This is a genomic window from Vannielia sp. ABF1_015, from assembly GCF_056160745.1.
Genome location: NZ_JBSWXT010000005.1, coordinates 1 through 16,562, shown reverse-complemented (window position 1 = coordinate 16,562; position 16,562 = coordinate 1). Strand labels below are relative to the sequence as shown.

Here is a 16,562-nt window from a genome sequence, read left to right as displayed (position 1 = left end):
ACCTCCCGAGCAGACAGCAACAACCCTAAGAAGTGGTAAACGCCCCCGCACGATTGCGACAAAGGCGCGTCTTGTCGCGCGATTTGGCGGGCGGCATAACCGGCACAGATCTGCGAGGGAGAGATGAACATGATCGGACGGCTAAACCACGTTGCCATCGCGGTGCCCGACCTTGAGGCCGCCGCCGCGCAGTATCGCGGCACGCTGGGTGCCGATGTGGGCGCGCCGCAGGATGAGCCGGACCATGGTGTTACGGTTGTTTTCATCACCTTGCCGAATACAAAGATCGAGCTGCTCTACCCGCTGGGCGAGGGCAGCCCGATTGCCGGTTTTCTGGAAAAGAACCCAGCAGGGGGCATCCACCACATCTGCTACGAGGTGGATGACATCCTCGCCGCGCGTGACAAGCTGAAGGCCGAAGGCGCTCGGGTGCTGGGCACGGGTGAGCCGAAGATTGGGGCGCATGGCAAGCCGGTGCTCTTTTTGCACCCCAAGGATTTTAACGGCTGTCTGGTGGAACTGGAGCAGGTCTGATGAGCATTACCGCCGCCCTTGTCGTGCTGGCCATCACTTGGTTCATGGTGCTGTTTCTGGTGTTGCCGGTGCGGATGAAGAGCCAGCAGGAGGCGGGCGATGTGGTGCCGGGCACCCATGCCGGCGCGCCTGCGGATTTTCGGTTGGGCAGGCGGCTGAAGATCACCACGCTCATTGCGGTGCCGGTGGCCGGGCTGATCTGCGCGGTGATCATCTCCGGCGTGATTACCATCTCTGATTTCGACATGCTGGAGCGGTTCGGGCCGAAGGGGCCGATTGTGGAGGGGCAGTAGGCCCGTCAGGTTCGGGCGCCCGAAACGTCGCTCTGGAAGAGCGCCCGAAGCGTCGCCCCGCCCGCCCACCCGCGCTGCTTCGGGCGCCCTGTGCGTTGTCGCTGGCGACACGTCTGGCGCAGAGGGCGGTCTGAGGGTCAGCCGCCAAACTCCCGCAGCTCCTTACAGCAAGAGAACGGGGGCCGGGCCGGTCTAGCGGATCGGCCCGCTCGGCTGTGGCGTGAGTGCGGCGAGGTTCGGCTCAAGTCGGTGGAACATGTGGGTGAAGGTGGCCACGCCGAGGATCGGGATGAAGAGGTTGATCAGCGGAAAGCTGAGCGGAATTGCCATCAGCGTGCCTGCGAACCAGATCTTGCCAAAGTGGCGGCGGCGCGACTCGTTGGCCGCCTTGCGCCCGATCCGGCGCATCGCGACCATCTGGTAATACTCCCGCCCCAGCAGCAGCCCGTTGATCGCCCAGAACAACAGCGGAATCAGCGGCCCGGCAAAGATGTAGAGGATCAGCATCAGCACGTTGACGACGATTAGGATGCCGAAGAAACCGAGGCTGTCGCGCAGGGCTTCTGTCCAGGGGAAGCGCGGCACATCGGGCAGCTCGGGGTAGTGCCTGTCTTCCACCGCTGCCGCCACGTCTTCGAGGAACAGGCCGGTGAAGGCCGAGGCCACGGGGACCATCAGGAAGATCGACATCAGCGCCATCAGGGCAATCGAGGCCCAGGAGAGAAGATCGTCGATCCATGTCACCTCGCGGCCGAAGATGGTGAAAGTATCCGGCGTGACCCAGTCGAGAAACATCAGGAAGACGCCGTAGACCCCGAAGAGGAGCAGCAGCGTCAGCCCCAGCCCCATCGCCAGTACCTTGAGGAAGCGACCGTCGAACATCTGGTTCACGGCCTTGCCGAAATCGGAGAAGATCATTCGGAGACCCAGGCGGTGATGTTTGTCAGGTCGGGGCGGGGGCGCTCGGGGGGCGCGGCGGTTTCGGTGCCGATGTGGATGAAGCCTGCCACCGTCTCGTGCAACGCGAGGCCGAGGCCCTGTGTGATGAACTCACGGTCATGGCTGCCCCAGCCGGAAAGCCAGTTGGCGCCCCAGCCCGAGGCCAGCGCGGCGTTGAGCATGGCGAGGCATGCCGCCCCGGCGGAATAGAGCTGCTCGACCATCGGAATTTTCTCGCTTTGCACCGGCGAGGAGACCACCACCACGGCGAGGCCGGGTTGTTTGAGCTGGATTTGAAACTTTTCGACCTTCTCGGGCTCGATCTCCAGTGCCGCGCCGCGTTCGCCCGCCAGTGTGGCCAGCCGATCCAGCGCCGCGCCTTCGAGCACGATGAAGCGCCAGGGCTCCAGCTTGCCATGGTCGGGCGTGCGGGCGGCGGCTTGCAGGATTGGCCCCAGCTCTTCGCGGGTCGGCACCGGGGTGGTCAGCGTCTTGGCGGGCCGGGAGCGGCGGGTGAGGAGGAAGTCGAGGGCGGCGGGGTTTTTCTCGGGCATGGGCACTCCTTGGCGGTTGGCTCTTATGTCGGGTGTTTTGCGCCGGGGTTCAATGGGTTCACTCCCACCAAGGGTCGATGGCGGCGATGTCGTCATCGCTCCAGCCGAAGTGATGGGCGAACTCGTGCACTGTGACATGGGCGATCAGCTCGTCGAGCGACTGGCCGGGGCGCTCGCGCCATTCGGCGAGGATGGGCTGGCGGAAGAGCCAGACGGTATCGGGGAACGGGTCCGGGTGGCTGGCGGATTTTTCGGGGAGGGGGGTGCCCTCGTAGAGGCCGGTCAGGTCGCGCGGGTCACGCATGCTGAAGTCGGCCATCATTTCGGGCGTGGGCCATTCGGCGACGCGGATCATCACCGCGCGCGCCGCTGGCAGGAGCGGCGGGGGGAAGGCCTCTACCGTCTCATGGGCGATGCGGAGGAAATGGGTGTTGTCGCGGGACATGGGGGCCGCTGGCAGGCGTCAGGCCCCAGTCACCCGCCAGATCACATCGCCCACGTCATCGGCCATCAGCAGCGACTTGCCATCCGCGCCGAGGCAGACGCCGACCGGGCGGCCATAGGCCAGCTTTTCATCCTCGGAGAGGAAGCCCGAGAGAATGTCGCGCGGCGGCTCTGTTTCGCTGGGTTTTCCGTTTTCGAAGGGTACGAAGAGCAGTTTGTAGCCCGAGAGCTTGGAACGGTTCCACGAGCCGTGCTGGCCGATGACCATGCCTTCGCCAAAGCCGGGCAGGGTGCCTTCGGGCATCCAGCAGAGGCCAAGGGAGGCAGTGTGGCCGCCCAGCGCGTAATCGGGGCAGATCGAGGCGGCGACTGCGGCGGCGTCCTGCGGCACCCGGTCGTCGACGATGCGGTCCCAGTAGGAGTAGGGCCAGCCGTAGAAGCCGCCGTCGACCACGGTGGTGAGGTAATCGGGCGGGGTTTCGTCGCCCAGACCGTCGCGCTCGTTGACCACGGTCCAGAGCGCGCCGGTAGAGGGCTCGAAGGCCACGCCGACGGGGTTGCGCAGGCCGGAGGCGAAGATGCGGGCCTCTTCCGTGGCCACGTCGAGCTCCCAGATCGCGGCGCGGCCTTCTTCGGTTTCCATTCCGTCATCGGCGATGTTGGTAAGCGAGCCGACGCCGGCGTAGATCTTGGTGCCGTCGGGCGAGACGATGAGGCTGCGGGTCCAGTGGCCGCCGGGCTTGAACTCCACCAGCTTGCGGGCGGCGCTCTCATCCAGCCGGGTGGTGCCGGGCGGGAAGGGGAAGGCGACGATGCCATCGGTGTTGCCGAGGTAGAAGGTGTCACCCACCACGGCCATGCCGAAGGGCTGGCTCTGGTTTTCGACGAAGACTTCGCGGTGCTCGGCCACCCCGTCACCATCGGCATCACGCCAGAGGGTGACACGGTTGGCGCTGTTGCCCATCGCCTTGATCGCCTTCATCGTGGCGTGCGCGGCGCGGTCCAGCAGGGTTTTGGGGGGCGTCTCTATCTGGGAGGCCTCGGCCACCAGCACGTCACCCGAGGGCAGCACCTCGATCCAGCGCGGATGATCCAGCCCCTCGGCGAAGGCGTTGACCTTGAGGCCGGGGGCGCAGGTGGGCAGGCGGCCATCCTTCCAGCCTTCGGCGGCGGGCATCTTGAGGGTCATGATGCCCTGTTTCTTGGCCTCGGGGATCTCCGGCGTGCCGCCCATCGCCTGGGTAGTGGGGGCACCGATGCGGCGCAGGGCTGCGACCGTTCCGCCGACGAGGGCCGTTGCCTTTGCGAGTATGTCCATGATGCTTCCTCTGCGCCGTTTGCGGGAGTGGTAGCGCTAAATGGCGGGCGGTTACACCCCCGATGCCCACCGCGCTTGCTTTCCCGCCCTAGCGATTGGTAAACAAACCTGACCACTCCGGGGAGCCAATCAATGACCGTGATCACCTGCATCGACGACCTCAAGCGCATCCACAAGCGCCGCGCGCCGAAGATGTTTTATGACTACTGCGAGAGCGGGAGCTGGACGGAGCAGACCTTTCGGGAGAACGTGAGCGACTTTGACAAGATCCGGCTGCGCCAGCGGGTGGCGGTGGATATGTCGGGGCGTTCGACGGCGAGTCAGATGATCGGGCGGGACGTGGCGCTGCCGACGGCTCTGGCACCGGTTGGCATTTGCGGGATGCAGCATGCGGATGGCGAGATTTTGGCGGCGAAGGCGGCGGAGAAGTTTGGGGTGCCGTTCACGCTGAGCACCATGTCGATCTGCTCGATCGAGGATGTGGCGGAGAACACGAGCAAGCCGTTCTGGTTTCAGCTTTACACCCAGAAGGACACCGACTTTACTGACAACCTCGTGCGCCGTGCCAAGGAGGCCAAGTGCGATGCGCTGGTGATTACGCTCGATCTGCAAATTCTCGGGCAGCGACACAAGGATTTGAAGAACGGCCTCACCGCGCCGCCCAAGCTGAGCGTGCCGGTGATGTTGGACCTCGCCACCAAGTGGCGCTGGGGGCTGAAGATGCTGCAGACCCAGCGGCGCGAGTTTCGCAATATCGTGGGCCATGCGAAGGGCGTGGGCAACACCCGCTCCCTGCATGACTGGACGGCGAAGAACTTTGACCAGACGCTGGACTGGGACAAGGTGAAGCGGTTGATGGACCAGTGGGGCGGCAAGGTGATTTTGAAGGGCATCCTCGATGGCGACGATGCCGAGGAGGCCGCGAAGCTGGGGGCCGATGCCATCGTGGTGAGCAACCACGGCGGGCGGCAGCTGGACGGGGCCTTGAGCAGCATCCGGATGTTGCCGGAAATCGTGGAGCGCGTGGGGAGCAAGACGGAGGTTTGGCTCGATAGCGGCATTCGCTCGGGGCAGGACATCCTGAAGGCGCTGGCGCTGGGGGCGAAGGGCACGATGATCGGGCGCTCTTACGTGTATGGGCTTGGCGCGATGGGGCAGGAAGGCGTGGAGAAGGCGCTGGAGGTGCTTCAGAAGGAGATGGATATCTCGATGGCGCTTTGCGGCAAGCAGAACCCCGGCCAGTTTGGGCGGGACATGCTGCTGGTGCCGGAGGATTTTGGCGGGCGCTGGCAGGCCTGAGCGGAGCCGCTCAGCGGGCTGCGGCTGTTGCCTCGGCGTTCTTCGCCGCCGTGCGCAGCGGGATCAGCAGCAGCGGGGCGAGCGCCAGTAGCAGCGCCACGGCGAGAAAGGCGGCCCGCAGGCCTGCGGCTTCGGACAGAGCGCCAAGGAAGGGCGGGCCGATGAAGAAGCCCGAGTAGCCGATGACGGCGGCGCGGGAGATCACCGCCGGGCGTTGCTCTGGCGCAGAAAGTCGGCCCACGAGGGCAAAGACCATCGGACATATGACCGAGAGGCCAAGGCCGAGGATGCCGAAGCCGAGGTAGGCCACGGGCGGTGTTGGGGCGAGCGCCGCGAGCGCCGCGCCAGAGGTTGAAACAAGCGCGGCCAGCGTGGTGAGCCGGGCCTCGGACACGCGGGCGGTTGCGAATTGCCCGCCCAGCCGCCCGACACACATGGTGAAGCCGAGCATGGCCGGGCCAATCGCCCCTTCAGCCGCGCCGCCACCGAGCGTGCGCTCGATATGCAGGGCCGACCACGCCTCGGTGGCCTGTTCGCAGAGGAATCCGATGAGCACGATCGCCCCGCCCCAATAGGCCACGGGCGGCAGGCTGATGCGGCGTGGCGGCTCGGGGGCGCCGGGCGCGCGGGGCGGCAACTCGCGCTGGCGGGCCGCGGCGGCGAGCAGCAGGGCGAGCGCTCCTAGCAGGGCAAAGGTTGTTTGCGGGGCGGTGCCGGCATCTCGGAGCAGCCCGGCGAGCAGCGCGGAGGAGCCGTAGGCAAAGGAGAAGGTGGCGTGGTTGAGGTTCATCAGCGAGCGCCCGGTTTTGGCCTCGATGGCAGAGAGGCGGGCGTTCATCACCACGTCGAGCAGCCCGGCGCTGCTCCCCGCCAGCAGCATGGCGGCGGTGAAGAGCACGAGCGAGGTTGTCCACATCGGGAGCTGGAAGGCGAGGCCGATCCAGAGGCAGGCCACGGCCATCGCCATGCGCCCGAGCCGTGCATCAAAGCGCGGGGCGAACCACATCGCCGAGATCGAACCGATGGCGGAGACCAGCAGGACGAGGCCCCAAGTGCCGTCATCCGCGCCGATGCTTTCCTTGAGCTGGGGGGTGTAAGACGCAAAGGCGCCCCAGAAGATGCCCTCGGCTGCGAAGGCGGGCAGGGTGCGGCGCGACAGGGTTATGGCGTGCAGGATCGACATGAGCGCAATCGCAATCACGGCATGCAGGCCAAAGCAACTGTCAAAGTGGGTTGAAAGGCATGTCAGTCGGCTGCCCTATCGAAGCCTCCGGTCGTCGGTGAAACGACGCAAGGCCCAGAGAAGGACACCTGAGAGCGGCAGGGCGATGAGCGCCGCTGCCAGCCCGGGGGCGGGCAGGGTGAAGGCGGTGTAGAAGACGGCGGCGCAATCCAGCGAGGCGAGGAAGAGGCCAAAGCCGGCAAGGGAGGTGGCGAGGCCCCAGAGTGCCAGCTCTGTCCGGCCCGGCCCTGCGAACAACATGGCAATCGCCCGCACTGCGAGGGGCAGGGCGAAGACAAGAAAAAGGGCCACCATCAGGTCATCCTCGCTGCCTGTGCTCATCAGCTGATTGCAGTAGAAAGGCTCCCCTTCGGCGGGGCCCGGCACGAATCCCTTGGCCCTGCCCGGCCACCACAGGCCAATCCAGGTAATCCAGCCGCAGCAGGCGAGGTAGGCGAGGTTGAGAAAGGGGCGCATGGCGGAATCGTAAACCGGGTGAAACCTGTGCAAAACCCCTTGCCAAATGGCCCTCCCCCCTCTAATGGAGCGCCTTCACGCGGGCATACAGCCTTGGAGGATGTCCGCACCAACCTAGGAGAATTGCACATGGCTGGTCAGATTCCTGATCTCAATGCCGAAGCACGGACGGGGACAGGCAAGGGCGCCGCTCGTCAGGCACGGCGCGCGGGCATGGTGCCCGGTATCGTTTATGGTGGTGGTGAAGACCCGCTGCCGATCAACCTTCCGTTCAACAAGCTGCTCACCCAGCTGAAGGCCGGTCGCTTCATGTCGACCCTGTTCAACATGAAGGTCGAGGGCCAAGAAGACGTGCGCGTCATCTGCCGGAACGTGCAGCGCGACGTGGTTAAAGACCTGCCGACCCACGTGGATTTCATGCGGCTGAAGCGCACCTCGCGCGTCAACCTCTTCATCCCCGTTGCCTTCGAGAACGAAGAAGCGGCCCCCGGCCTGAAGCAGGGCGGCGTGCTCAACGCGGTGCGCCCCGAGGTCGAGCTGGTTGTGACCGCCGGTGACATCCCCGAGCAGTTGGTCGTGGACCTGACCGGCCTCGAGATTGGCGACACCGTGACCATTTCGAGCATCAACCTGCCCGAAGGCGCGAAGCCCACCATCGACCGCGATTTCGTGATCGCCAACATCTCCGCCCCCTCCGGCCTGCGTGCCGCTGACGACGAGGACGAGGATGTGGCCGCCGATGAGGTGCCGACCGCTGGTGAAGAGGCCGCCGCCGAGGAGTGATCTTCCGCGATGGATCGAATTGAAGAGGGCGTCCCAACGGGCGCTCTTTTTTTGTTTTTGGTGCGGTTTGCCTGAGGTGCGACGAACTGCTGCGGACAGCAAACGGTGCGGTAGGTGAAGCGCTGGTGAAAGTTCCATCGGGGTATGTTGTTGCGAAGGTGGTTTTGGCTGCTGTGCGAAACAAACCTTCCCTTCGGGTTTTCCCGGCAGTTTCTGAACAGGTGGCTGATATCGAAGTGACACTACACCGCTGAAACAGGCATAGTATTTTACCAGTTGCTTAATTAACTGCTTGGTATAATAGTGCCGGGCATGACTGAGTCCGAACAACTCGACGCCACATTCGCTGCATTGGCCAATCCAACTCGCAGGGCGCTGCTCGCTCACTTGGTAAAGGGGGAGGCCACTGTGAATGCTTTGGCGGAGCCATTCGATATGACGCTCCCCGCCATATCGAAACACATCCGTGTTTTGGAGAAGGCCGGGCTGGTCACGCGCGGGAAGGATGCGCAATTCCGGCCCTGTAAAATAAACGCTGAACCTTTGCGCGGCGTTGCCATTTGGACCGAACAGTATCGAGACATCTGGGAGGCCCGTTTTGATGCGATGGCCGGGGTCTTGCAATCAATGAAGGAAAAACCATGAGTGATCGGCAAAGCTGGGTGAAGATTGAGCGCGAGCTTGACGCGCCAATCGAAGACGTCTGGGCCATGTGGACCGATCCAGAGCTGTTCAAGACATGGTATGGGCCGATGGGGATGTCAGTTCCAACAGCGGAGATGGATGTTGTTGTCGGAGGGGCGCGCAAGGTTTGTATGGAAATGACCTCGCCGGTGCGCAGGATGTCTATGTGGTTTATTGGGGTCTACAAGGAGGTCCGCAGGCCTTCGCGGCTTGTTTATACAGAGAGCATGTGCACCGAGGACGGCACGATTATCCCGCCGCAGAGCATGGGCATGCCAGAAGGTACGCCGGACATCACCGAGGTGATCATTGAGTTGAGTGAGGCCGACGGGAAGACCTTGATGACGATGACCCATTCAGGCGTGCCCGAGGGTTCTGCGGGCGAGGGTGGGTGGAACCAAGCTTTTGACAAACTCGCAGTACGCTTGGCAACTCAATTTTGAATCTGATCCTCCTCGAAAGCGGCGCTGGCCGGAGCTTCTCGTGGCGCGTCGCGCGCCACAGTGAGAATTGGTCTGACGGCGGCACCCGGCAGGCTCGGGCTCGAAGCCGAAATTCACCGGGTTTGCAACGCGTTTCCGCAAGGAGGGGAAGCGCAGGGCGCTAACTGTTCAATTTTACCCTGGCAGCGTTACCGTGATCGGCTTGCCGCGCGTCGCCACCACCGTGTGCTCATATTGCACGCAGGCGGCGCGAGGGTTGGCCAGCAGGCTCCAGCCATCGCCACCGTCCTCGGCCCAGAGGCCGCCACGGGAGAGGAAGGGCTCGACCGTGAGCACGAGGCCGTCGGTGATGGGGCGACGGTCGCGGCTGGGCCAGGTGGGGATCTCTTCGGGGTATTCGTGCAGCGCCCGCCCGGTGCCGTGGCTGGCGAGGTTGCGGATAAGGGTGTAGCCGCGCTTGCTGGCAAACTGACCGATGGCATTGCCGATGGCGCCGATGGGCCGCCCGGCGCGCACCTGCGCCACGCCGATCTGGCAGGCCTTGCGGCCATCGGTGCAGAGCCGCTTGAGCGAGGCGGGCACATCGCCCACGCGGAAGCTGGCACCGGTATCGGCGACGAAGCCGTTTTTGGAGGCGGAAACGTCGATGTTGACGAGGGTGCCGGCGCGGATCACCTGCGAACCCGGAATGCCGTGGGCGATGACGTCGCCCATGCTGATGCAGGTCGCACCGGGGAAGCCATAGGTGCCCTGTGGGGCCGAGACCGCGCCTTCACGCTCCAGTATCTCGGCACCGAGCGCATCGAGCTCGGCGGTTGTCATCCCCGGCTCCAGCGCGCGGCCCATGGCTTGCAGGGTTTCGGCCACGATCCGGCCGATCTCGCGTAAGCCCTCGAGCTCGTCTTCATGGGTGATGGTCATGGGCGCTCCTTTGCCGCCAACCTAGCGAGGTCTGGCGGGCAGCGATAGGGTGGGGCGCGAGGGAGGGCTTGCCATGGCCGAAACTGTAACGCTCCACGGCTATCACTTCAGCGTCTACATGCGGGCGGCGCGGATGGCGCTGGCGTTGAAGGGGGTGCCCTACGCGGAGGTTGAGGTGAACCCGTTTGACGAGGACGGGCGCGCCGGGCTGATGGCGCTCAACCCCTTCGGGCGGGTGCCCGTGCTGGCGCATGGGGGCTTCACGCTTTACGAGACGGCGGCGATCACCGGCTACGTGGACCGCGCCTTTGACGGCCCGGCGTTGATGCCGGAGGGCGCGCAGGCAGCGGCGCGGGCGGCGCAGGTGATCGGGATCGTCGATGCCTATGCCTATGTGCCGCTTGTGCGGCAGGTGTTTTCACACGGCGTATTCCGCCCAGCAGAGGGCCATCAGGGCAGCGCCGAGGTGGTGGCCGAGGGGCTGCGCGTGGCGCCGCGCGTGCTGGGCGCGCTGGAGGCGATTGCGGCGGAGGGGCTGGTGCTGGGCGGGGGCCTGAGCCGCGCCGATTGCCATTTGGTGCCGATGGTGGATGCCTTTTGCCGCCATGAGGCTGGGGCGGCGATGCTCGGTGACTTTCCAGCGCTTTCTGGCTGGTGGGCGCGGGTGAAGGAAGAGCCGGTGGTGGTGGCGAGCGATCCGGGGCTGCCGGGGTGAGAACGGGTGGTGGGCAAATTGCCCACCCTACGGGTTGCGCCGGGGGCGGTGGCGCGGCATTGATCCCGCAAAAGGAGCGACGCGATGCAGCTTTGGGTCGGGCTCGGCAATCCGGGCGAAAAATATGCCGGCAACCGGCACAATATCGGCTTCATGGCGCTGGACCGGATCGCGTCTGACCACGGCTTCGCGCCGTGGCGGGCGAAGTTTCAGGCCGAGTTGAGCGAGGGGCGGTTTGGCTCTGAAAAGATCATGCTGCTGAAGCCGATGACCTTCATGAACCTTTCGGGCCAGTCGGTGGGCGAGGCGATGCGCTTCTTCAAGCTCGACGCGCCGGATGTGACCGTTTTCCACGACGAGATCGACCTCGCGCCGGGCAAGCTGCGCTGCAAGGCGGGCGGCGGCCATGCGGGCCACAACGGGCTGCGCTCGATCCACGAGCATATCGGCCCGCATTATGACCGCGTGCGCATGGGCGTGGGCCATCCGGGCCGCAAGGAAGCTGTGCCCGGCTGGGTGCTGCGGGACTTTCCCAAGCATGATGCCGAGTGGCTGGACGACATGCTGCGCGGGGTGTCGGACGGGGCGGGCGAGCTGGCCGCAGGCGATACAGGGCGCTTCATGAACGCGGTGGCGCGGCGCTTGCAGCCTGCGAAGCCGGAAAGAAAGCCCAAAGCCACGCCAGAGGCCCAAAAACCGGCGGAAAAGGCTGCCGAGCAAGACGGAGGCGCGCAGGAGGCCCCGGCAAAGAGCCCCCTGCAACGCCTTGTCGACAAGTTCCGCTGATCAGGCGGCCTGCTTCACGTAGAGCGACTTGGCGTTGACGAATTCCTTCATCCCGAAGCCGCCATGCTCGCGCCCGTATCCGCTGTCTTTCACGCCGCCGAAGGGCATGTTGGGCAGGGCCAGCGAGTAGCCGTTGATCGAGACCATGCCAGTGTCGAAGTGCTTGGTGGCCAGATCGCGGGCATAGGCTTCATCGCGGCTGAAAATGCCGCCGCCTAGGCCGTAGCGGCTATCGTTTGCCAGTTCCATCGCGTGCGCGTCGTCACGCGCCTTGATGATCGCCGCAGCGGGGCCAAAGAGCTCGTCGTCATAGGCAGGCTGGCCGGGGGCGACATCCACCAGCACGGTGGGGTGATACCATGCGCCCTTGCTATCGGGGATCTCGCCGCCGGTGAGCAGCTTCGCGCCGTTGTTCACGCTTTGCATCACCTGGTCATGCAGCTTGTCGCGCAGGTCATCGCGGGCGAGCGGGCCGAGGGTGGTTTCCTTGTCCATCGGGTCTCCCGGGGTGACGGCCGCCATTTGCCGGGTGAAGTTGTCGACAAAGGCGTCGTAGTTCTTTTCGGTGACGATGAAGCGCTTGGCGGCCACGCAGGTTTGGCCGTTGTTGTAGAGGCGGCCCATGACGCAGGTTTTGACCGCGAGGTCGAGGTCGGCATCGTCCAGCACGAGGAAGGCGTCGTTGGAGCCAAGCTCGAGCACGGTTTTCTTGAGGTGCTCGGCGGCCTTTGCAGCCACGACGCGCCCCGCGCCATCCGAGCCAGTGAGGGTGACGCCGCGCACCTTTTCATGGGCGATGATCTCGTCGGAGGTGTCGTGGCTGATGATCAGCACGGTGAAGAGATGCTCGGGCAGCCCGGCCCGCTCCATGACGTCGCGCAGGAAGAGGCCGGAGCCGGTGCAGTTGGCGGCGTGTTTCAGAAGCACGCCGTTGCCTGCCATCAGGTTGGCGATGGCATAGCGCACCGCTTGGTAGGCGGGAAAGTTCCAAGGCTGAATGCCGTAGATCACGCCGGTCGGGGCATAGGTGATAACGCCGGTGCCACCGTCGATCTCCCGCTCTTCGTCGGCAAGCTCCTTTGGCCCCTGTGCCGCCGTCCAGTCACAAATGGCGGCGCAAAGGTCGATCTCCTGCCCGGAGGCGGTGATCGGCTTGCCGGTTTCCAGCGTCATCAGGCGGGCGAACGCGTCGCGGCTTTTGCGCAGTTCTTCGCCAATTGCGGCGATCACCGCCGCGCGTTCGGAAAGGCTTTTCAGTTTCCATGCGTCGAAGGCGGCATGGCAATGATCCACGGCGGCAAAGGCCTCTTCGCGGGTCATGTGCTTGTAGGTTTCGATCTCGTCGCCGTTGGCCGGGTTGATGGTTGTGATGCTGTCGCTCATGTCGGCTCCTGTCGTTTGCGGTTGCAGGGCCAACGCGGCGGAGGGCGAAAAAGTGCCATCACGGGGTGGCGAGCGGGCTAGTCTATCCGGAAGGTCTTGCTGCGCGAGGTGGCACCGGCGCTGAGGGTCAGGCGGCTGGGCGCGATGCCGAGGGCATGGGCGAGGAGCTTGGTGACGGCAGCGTTTGCCTTGCCGCCCTCGGGGGTGGCGGTGGTGGTGACTTTCAGGTTACCGGCGTCCTCGATCACGGCATTGGCGCGGGCGTTGGGCGTGACCTTCAGGGCCAGCGTTGCGCCCGGCGTGGCGAGGTGGGCGAGGCTGCCCTTTTGCACTCTCGGTTTGGCCATGGCACTGATTGGCACGGCGCAACGCGGAGGGCGAGATGGCGACAGGATTTTTCTGGGATGAGCGGTGTTTCTGGCACCACGGGGGCGATTATGCGCTGACGCTTCCGGTGGGCGGCTATGTGCAGCCCGGTGCAGGCGGCTTGCCGGACGGGCCAGAGACCAAGCGGCGGCTGAAAAACCTGATGAGTGTCAGCGGGATTGACCGGGAGCTGGCGCTGCGCGGTGCGCCGGAGGCCACGCGGGAGGAGCTGCTGCGGGTGCATCCGGCACGCTATCTGGAGGCGTTCAAGGAGATGTCGGACGCGGGCGGGGGCGAGCTGGGGCTGCGCACGCCGTTCGGGCGGGGCGGCTACGAGGTGGCGGCGCTATCGGCCGGGCTGGCGGTGGAGGCGGTGCGGGCTGTGTGCGCGGGCGCGTTGGAGAACGCCTATTCGCTCTCGCGCCCGCCGGGGCACCATTGCCTGCCTGATTGGGCCAACGGCTTTTGCCTTATGGCCAATATCGCCATCGCCGTGGAGGCTGCGCTGGCCGAGGGCCGGGTGGGCCGGGTCGCCGTGCTGGATTGGGACGTGCACCACGGCAACGGCACCGAGGCCTGCTTCTGGGAGCGGGATGAGGTGTTGACCGTGTCGATCCACCAAGAGCGGAACTATCCGCTGGATACCGGCGGTGCCGAGGCCCGGGGCGCGGGTAAGGGGGAGGGGGCGAACCTGAACATCCCGCTGCCGCCGGGCGTGGGCCATGCAGGCTATCTGGCGGCGATGGAGCGGCTGGCGTTGCCCGCGATCCGCGCCCACAATCCAGACGTCATCATCGTGGCCTGCGGCTATGACGCGGGCGCGATGGACCCGCTGGGGCGGATGCTGTGCACCGCCGATACCTTCGGCGCGATGACCGCGCAGGTGAAGGCGCTGGCGGGCGAGCTTTGCGGCGGGCGGCTGGTGATGGTGCATGAGGGCGGCTACTCGGAGGCCCATGTGCCGTTTTGCGGTCATCGGGTGCTAGAGGCGCTTTCGGGCGCGTCGGTGCATGTGCCGGACCCGTTGAAGGCCACGCTGGAGGCGCGCCAGCCCGGAGCGGTCTTTGATGCCTTTGTGGAGGGCCTGTTGGCCGAGCAGGCGGAGGCTGCCGGGCTTTGAGGGTGTTTCGGCGGTTGGCCTCCTGCGCGCTGCATGGCGTTGTCGCGCTGGTGCTGACAGCGCTGACCTTCGTTGGGGGCTTGGCCTGGCTGGGGGCGCTGGCGTTTCGGCGGCGGCGGTGGCTGGCCTTCGGGGGGCTTTACCTCGTGCTGTCGGGTGCGCTCTGGCTGGCCGCACCTTTGGCCGGTCGCGAGGGCGTGCCGTGCTGGAGCGAGCCGCTCAGGGCCAAGGGGATCTATTGCGCGATGAACCGCAGCTTCGTGACGCCGGAGTTGCGGGCGGTGTTGGAGGATTTGGCTGCCGACATGGCCGCGGCGCACCCTGGAACGGTAACGGTGATGCTCGACGGGGGCTTTCCGGCAAGCGGGCTGCCGCTGTTGCCTCATCTCAGCCATGACGACGGCGAGAAGGCCGACCTTGCCTTTTGGTATCGTGACGCGGCGGGCTATGCGCCCGGACGCACCCGCTCGCCGCTGGGTTACTTCGCCTTCGAGAAGGGGCCAAGCGATTGCCCGCGCCGCTGGCCGAGCCTGCGGTGGAACATGCGCTGGCTTCAGCCGCTGTGGCGCGACATGGCGCTGGATGATGCGCGGATGCGCTTTGCGCTGGGCTGGCTGAAACGGGATGCGCGGGTCGGCAAGGTGTTTGTCGAGCCGCACCTTGCGGCCCGCTACGGGGTGGCGGGCGGCAAGCTGCGGTTTCAGGGCTGCCGGGCGGCGCGGCATGACGACCATATCCATCTGCAACTCTGAAAACCCTTGCCGGGCTCTCCAACGCGCTGAATGATAACGCATGGATCAGCCCCTCAACCCGACAGACCCACCCCTCGCCTCGCCCGAGGTGGCGGATGCCTTTGCGGAGTTTCCCGAGGCGGTGCGCGGGCCGCTTCTGCGGCTTCGGGCGCTGATCTTCGAGGTGGCCGAGGCCACGCCGGGGGTGGGGGCGCTGGAGGAGGGCCTGAAATGGGGCCAGCCGAGCTATGCCACTGCCGAGACGGGCGCGGGCTCGCCGGTGCGGCTGGGTTGCCCCAAGAGCGGCGGCGGATTCGGCATTTATGTCCACTGCGCCACGCGGATTATCCCGGACTTTGAAGCGCTCTACCCGGACTTCCGGTTTGATGGCACGCGGGGCGTGCTCTTCAAAGAGGGGGATGAGCCGTCACTGGACGCGCTGGGCATGCTGATTGCCTCGGCGCTGACCTATCATTTGCGCAAGAAGCACAACGGCGGCTGAGCGCAGCCGGCTTTGTGACGGGGTGGCGGGACATATCCCGCCCTATGGGTCAGGCGGAGTGGGCACCGTCTGCGAGGCTTTTGACGAAAGCGGTGACCTCGGCGGGCGACTTGCCATCGGCAATTTCCGCCACGATGGCGGAGCCCACTACGGCACCATCGGCCACGGAGGCAATGCTTTGCGCGCCTTCGGGCGTTTTGATGCCAAAGCCGACGATGATCGGCAGATCGGTTTGCGCCTTGATCCGGGCCACCTCGGGCGCGACATCGGCGGCGCTTGCCTCGGCGGAGCCGGTGATGCCGGTGATCGAGACGTAATAAACAAAGCCGGAGGTGTTTTGCAGCACCTTGGGCAGGCGCTTGTCATCGGTGGTGGGCGTGGCGAGGCGGATGAAGTTGAGGCCTGCCTTCTGCGCCGGGATGCAGAGCTCGTCATCTTCCTCGGGGGGCAGGTCGACCACGATGAGCCCGTCGATGCCGGCCTCCTTCGCCTCGGCAAGGAAGGTATCGACGCCGCGGCTGTAGATCGGGTTGTAGTAGCCCATCAGCACGATGGGGGTGGTGTTGTTTTCGGCGCGGAAGGCGCGGGCGAGCTCAAGCGTGCGATCCATCGTCATGCCCGCCTCCAGCGCGCGCTGCCCGGCCAGCTGGATGGTGGGGCCATCGGCCATGGGATCGGTGAAGGGCGCGCCGAGTTCGATGATGTCGACACCGGCGGCGGGGAGGCTGCGCACGATCTCCAGCGAGGTTTCGTAATCGGGATCGCCCGCCATGACATAGGCGACGAAGGCCTTTTTGCCCTCGGCGTTGAGGCGGGCGAACGTGTCGTCGATGCGGGTCATGGCTTGGCTCCGGTAGTGGTCCGGGGAGATTTGCCGGAATGGGGCGCGGGAGGCAAGGCCATACGCAGCAAACTGGGGGGGGGGGGGGGGGCAAAACCCCAAAAAAACCGGACCAAAAAAAAAAAAAAAAAAAAAAAAACCCCCCCCCCCGCAAAAACCAAAACAGAAAAAAAAACAACCCACCCCTCAAAACCAGAACCACAACAA

21 protein-coding genes are annotated in these 16,562 nt (G+C 65.4%); 11 read left to right on the top strand and 10 right to left on the bottom strand.

What is annotated here, in order from left to right:
* Positions 1–129: 129 nt before the first annotated feature.
* Complete coding sequence (gene mce, locus ACXAG6_RS20285; protein WP_475339773.1) at positions 130–534, top strand: methylmalonyl-CoA epimerase; 405 nt, start codon at positions 130–132, stop codon at positions 532–534.
* On the top strand, positions 534–827 hold the full coding sequence (locus ACXAG6_RS20280; RefSeq protein ID WP_475339772.1) for a DUF1467 family protein: 294 nt from the start codon (positions 534–536) through the stop codon (positions 825–827). The genes mce and ACXAG6_RS20280 overlap by 1 nt, the downstream gene beginning before the upstream one ends.
* A gap of 192 nt (positions 828–1,019) precedes the next feature.
* Here ACXAG6_RS20280 and ACXAG6_RS20275 read toward each other — a convergent pair whose 3' ends face one another.
* The 4 genes from ACXAG6_RS20275 to ACXAG6_RS20260 are packed head-to-tail and all read right to left on the bottom strand — an operon-like array spanning position 1,020 to position 4,082.
* A complete protein-coding gene (locus ACXAG6_RS20275) occupies positions 1,020–1,745 on the bottom strand; it encodes an EI24 domain-containing protein (protein WP_475339771.1) in 726 nt (241 codons plus the stop codon).
* Positions 1,742–2,320 carry a nitroreductase family protein gene (locus ACXAG6_RS20270; RefSeq protein WP_475339769.1) on the bottom strand — a complete coding sequence of 193 codons (579 nt, stop codon included), beginning with the start codon at positions 2,318–2,320 and terminating at the stop codon, positions 1,742–1,744. The genes ACXAG6_RS20275 and ACXAG6_RS20270 overlap by 4 nt, the downstream gene beginning before the upstream one ends.
* A gap of 58 nt (positions 2,321–2,378) precedes the next feature.
* Positions 2,379–2,765 carry a metallopeptidase family protein gene (locus ACXAG6_RS20265; RefSeq protein WP_475339768.1) on the bottom strand — a complete coding sequence of 129 codons (387 nt, stop codon included), beginning with the start codon at positions 2,763–2,765 and terminating at the stop codon, positions 2,379–2,381.
* A gap of 18 nt (positions 2,766–2,783) precedes the next feature.
* Positions 2,784–4,082 carry a PQQ-dependent sugar dehydrogenase gene (locus ACXAG6_RS20260; RefSeq protein WP_475339767.1) on the bottom strand — a complete coding sequence of 433 codons (1,299 nt, stop codon included), beginning with the start codon at positions 4,080–4,082 and terminating at the stop codon, positions 2,784–2,786.
* A gap of 132 nt (positions 4,083–4,214) precedes the next feature.
* Between ACXAG6_RS20260 and ACXAG6_RS20255 the strand changes: the two genes are divergently transcribed.
* Positions 4,215–5,381 (top strand): alpha-hydroxy acid oxidase, encoded by a 1,167-nt coding sequence (locus ACXAG6_RS20255; protein WP_475339765.1) that lies wholly within the window; start codon positions 4,215–4,217, stop codon positions 5,379–5,381.
* A gap of 10 nt (positions 5,382–5,391) precedes the next feature.
* On the opposite strand, the gene ACXAG6_RS20250 is transcribed toward ACXAG6_RS20255, so the two are convergent.
* Both ACXAG6_RS20250 and ACXAG6_RS20245 read right to left on the bottom strand, forming a co-directional pair.
* The gene (locus tag ACXAG6_RS20250) at positions 5,392–6,564 is read right to left on the bottom strand and encodes an MFS transporter (RefSeq protein ID WP_475339764.1); all 1,173 of its coding nucleotides are present in this window, start codon (positions 6,562–6,564) and stop codon (positions 5,392–5,394) included.
* A gap of 75 nt (positions 6,565–6,639) precedes the next feature.
* Positions 6,640–7,080 (bottom strand): hypothetical protein, encoded by a 441-nt coding sequence (locus tag ACXAG6_RS20245; protein WP_475339763.1) that lies wholly within the window; start codon positions 7,078–7,080, stop codon positions 6,640–6,642.
* A gap of 129 nt (positions 7,081–7,209) precedes the next feature.
* Between ACXAG6_RS20245 and ACXAG6_RS20240 the strand changes: the two genes are divergently transcribed.
* The 3 genes from ACXAG6_RS20240 to ACXAG6_RS20230 all read left to right on the top strand — a co-directional run bounded on the left by ACXAG6_RS20240 (position 7,210) and on the right by ACXAG6_RS20230 (position 8,990).
* Positions 7,210–7,863, top strand: a complete 654-nt coding sequence (locus ACXAG6_RS20240) for a 50S ribosomal protein L25/general stress protein Ctc (RefSeq protein WP_475339762.1) — start codon at positions 7,210–7,212, stop codon at positions 7,861–7,863.
* Positions 7,864–8,175: 312 nt separating this feature from the next.
* Positions 8,176–8,508 carry an ArsR/SmtB family transcription factor gene (locus ACXAG6_RS20235; RefSeq protein ID WP_475339761.1) on the top strand — a complete coding sequence of 111 codons (333 nt, stop codon included), beginning with the start codon at positions 8,176–8,178 and terminating at the stop codon, positions 8,506–8,508.
* On the top strand, positions 8,505–8,990 hold the full coding sequence (locus ACXAG6_RS20230; protein ID WP_475339760.1) for an SRPBCC family protein: 486 nt from the start codon (positions 8,505–8,507) through the stop codon (positions 8,988–8,990). The genes ACXAG6_RS20235 and ACXAG6_RS20230 overlap by 4 nt, the downstream gene beginning before the upstream one ends.
* 174 nt (positions 8,991–9,164) lie before the next feature.
* Here ACXAG6_RS20230 and map read toward each other — a convergent pair whose 3' ends face one another.
* Positions 9,165–9,911, bottom strand: a complete 747-nt coding sequence (gene map / locus ACXAG6_RS20225; protein WP_475339758.1) for a type I methionyl aminopeptidase — start codon at positions 9,909–9,911, stop codon at positions 9,165–9,167.
* A 73-nt stretch (positions 9,912–9,984) separates the two neighbouring features.
* Between map and ACXAG6_RS20220 the strand changes: the two genes are divergently transcribed.
* Entirely contained in the window at positions 9,985–10,626 is a 642-nt protein-coding gene (locus ACXAG6_RS20220) for a glutathione S-transferase family protein (RefSeq protein ID WP_475339757.1), read from the top strand.
* Between the two features lie 84 nt (positions 10,627–10,710).
* Positions 10,711–11,412 (top strand): aminoacyl-tRNA hydrolase, encoded by a 702-nt coding sequence (pth, locus tag ACXAG6_RS20215; protein WP_475339756.1) that lies wholly within the window; start codon positions 10,711–10,713, stop codon positions 11,410–11,412.
* On the opposite strand, the gene ACXAG6_RS20210 is transcribed toward pth, so the two are convergent.
* On the bottom strand, positions 11,413–12,795 hold the full coding sequence (locus ACXAG6_RS20210) for an NAD-dependent succinate-semialdehyde dehydrogenase (protein WP_475339755.1): 1,383 nt from the start codon (positions 12,793–12,795) through the stop codon (positions 11,413–11,415).
* Positions 12,796–12,872: 77 nt separating this feature from the next.
* Positions 12,873–13,142, bottom strand: coding sequence for a DUF167 domain-containing protein (locus tag ACXAG6_RS20205; protein ID WP_475339754.1), 270 nt, complete (start codon positions 13,140–13,142; stop codon positions 12,873–12,875).
* A 35-nt stretch (positions 13,143–13,177) separates the two neighbouring features.
* Between ACXAG6_RS20205 and ACXAG6_RS20200 the strand changes: the two genes are divergently transcribed.
* Genes ACXAG6_RS20200 through ACXAG6_RS20190 form a run of 3 tightly spaced genes read left to right on the top strand, consistent with a single transcriptional unit; the run spans position 13,178 to position 15,514 of the window.
* Positions 13,178–14,281 carry a class II histone deacetylase gene (locus ACXAG6_RS20200; RefSeq protein WP_475339753.1) on the top strand — a complete coding sequence of 368 codons (1,104 nt, stop codon included), beginning with the start codon at positions 13,178–13,180 and terminating at the stop codon, positions 14,279–14,281.
* Between the two features lie 2 nt (positions 14,282–14,283).
* Positions 14,284–15,033, top strand: coding sequence for a hypothetical protein (locus ACXAG6_RS20195; RefSeq protein ID WP_475339752.1), 750 nt, complete (start codon positions 14,284–14,286; stop codon positions 15,031–15,033).
* A gap of 40 nt (positions 15,034–15,073) precedes the next feature.
* Positions 15,074–15,514: a DUF1801 domain-containing protein gene (locus tag ACXAG6_RS20190; protein ID WP_475339750.1), complete on the top strand. Its 441-nt coding sequence runs from the start codon at positions 15,074–15,076 to the stop codon at positions 15,512–15,514.
* A gap of 49 nt (positions 15,515–15,563) precedes the next feature.
* Here the strand turns inward: ACXAG6_RS20190 and trpA are convergent, their stop codons facing one another.
* Complete coding sequence (gene trpA, locus ACXAG6_RS20185) at positions 15,564–16,355, bottom strand: tryptophan synthase subunit alpha (protein ID WP_475339749.1); 792 nt, start codon at positions 16,353–16,355, stop codon at positions 15,564–15,566.
* Positions 16,356–16,562 lie beyond the last annotated feature (207 nt).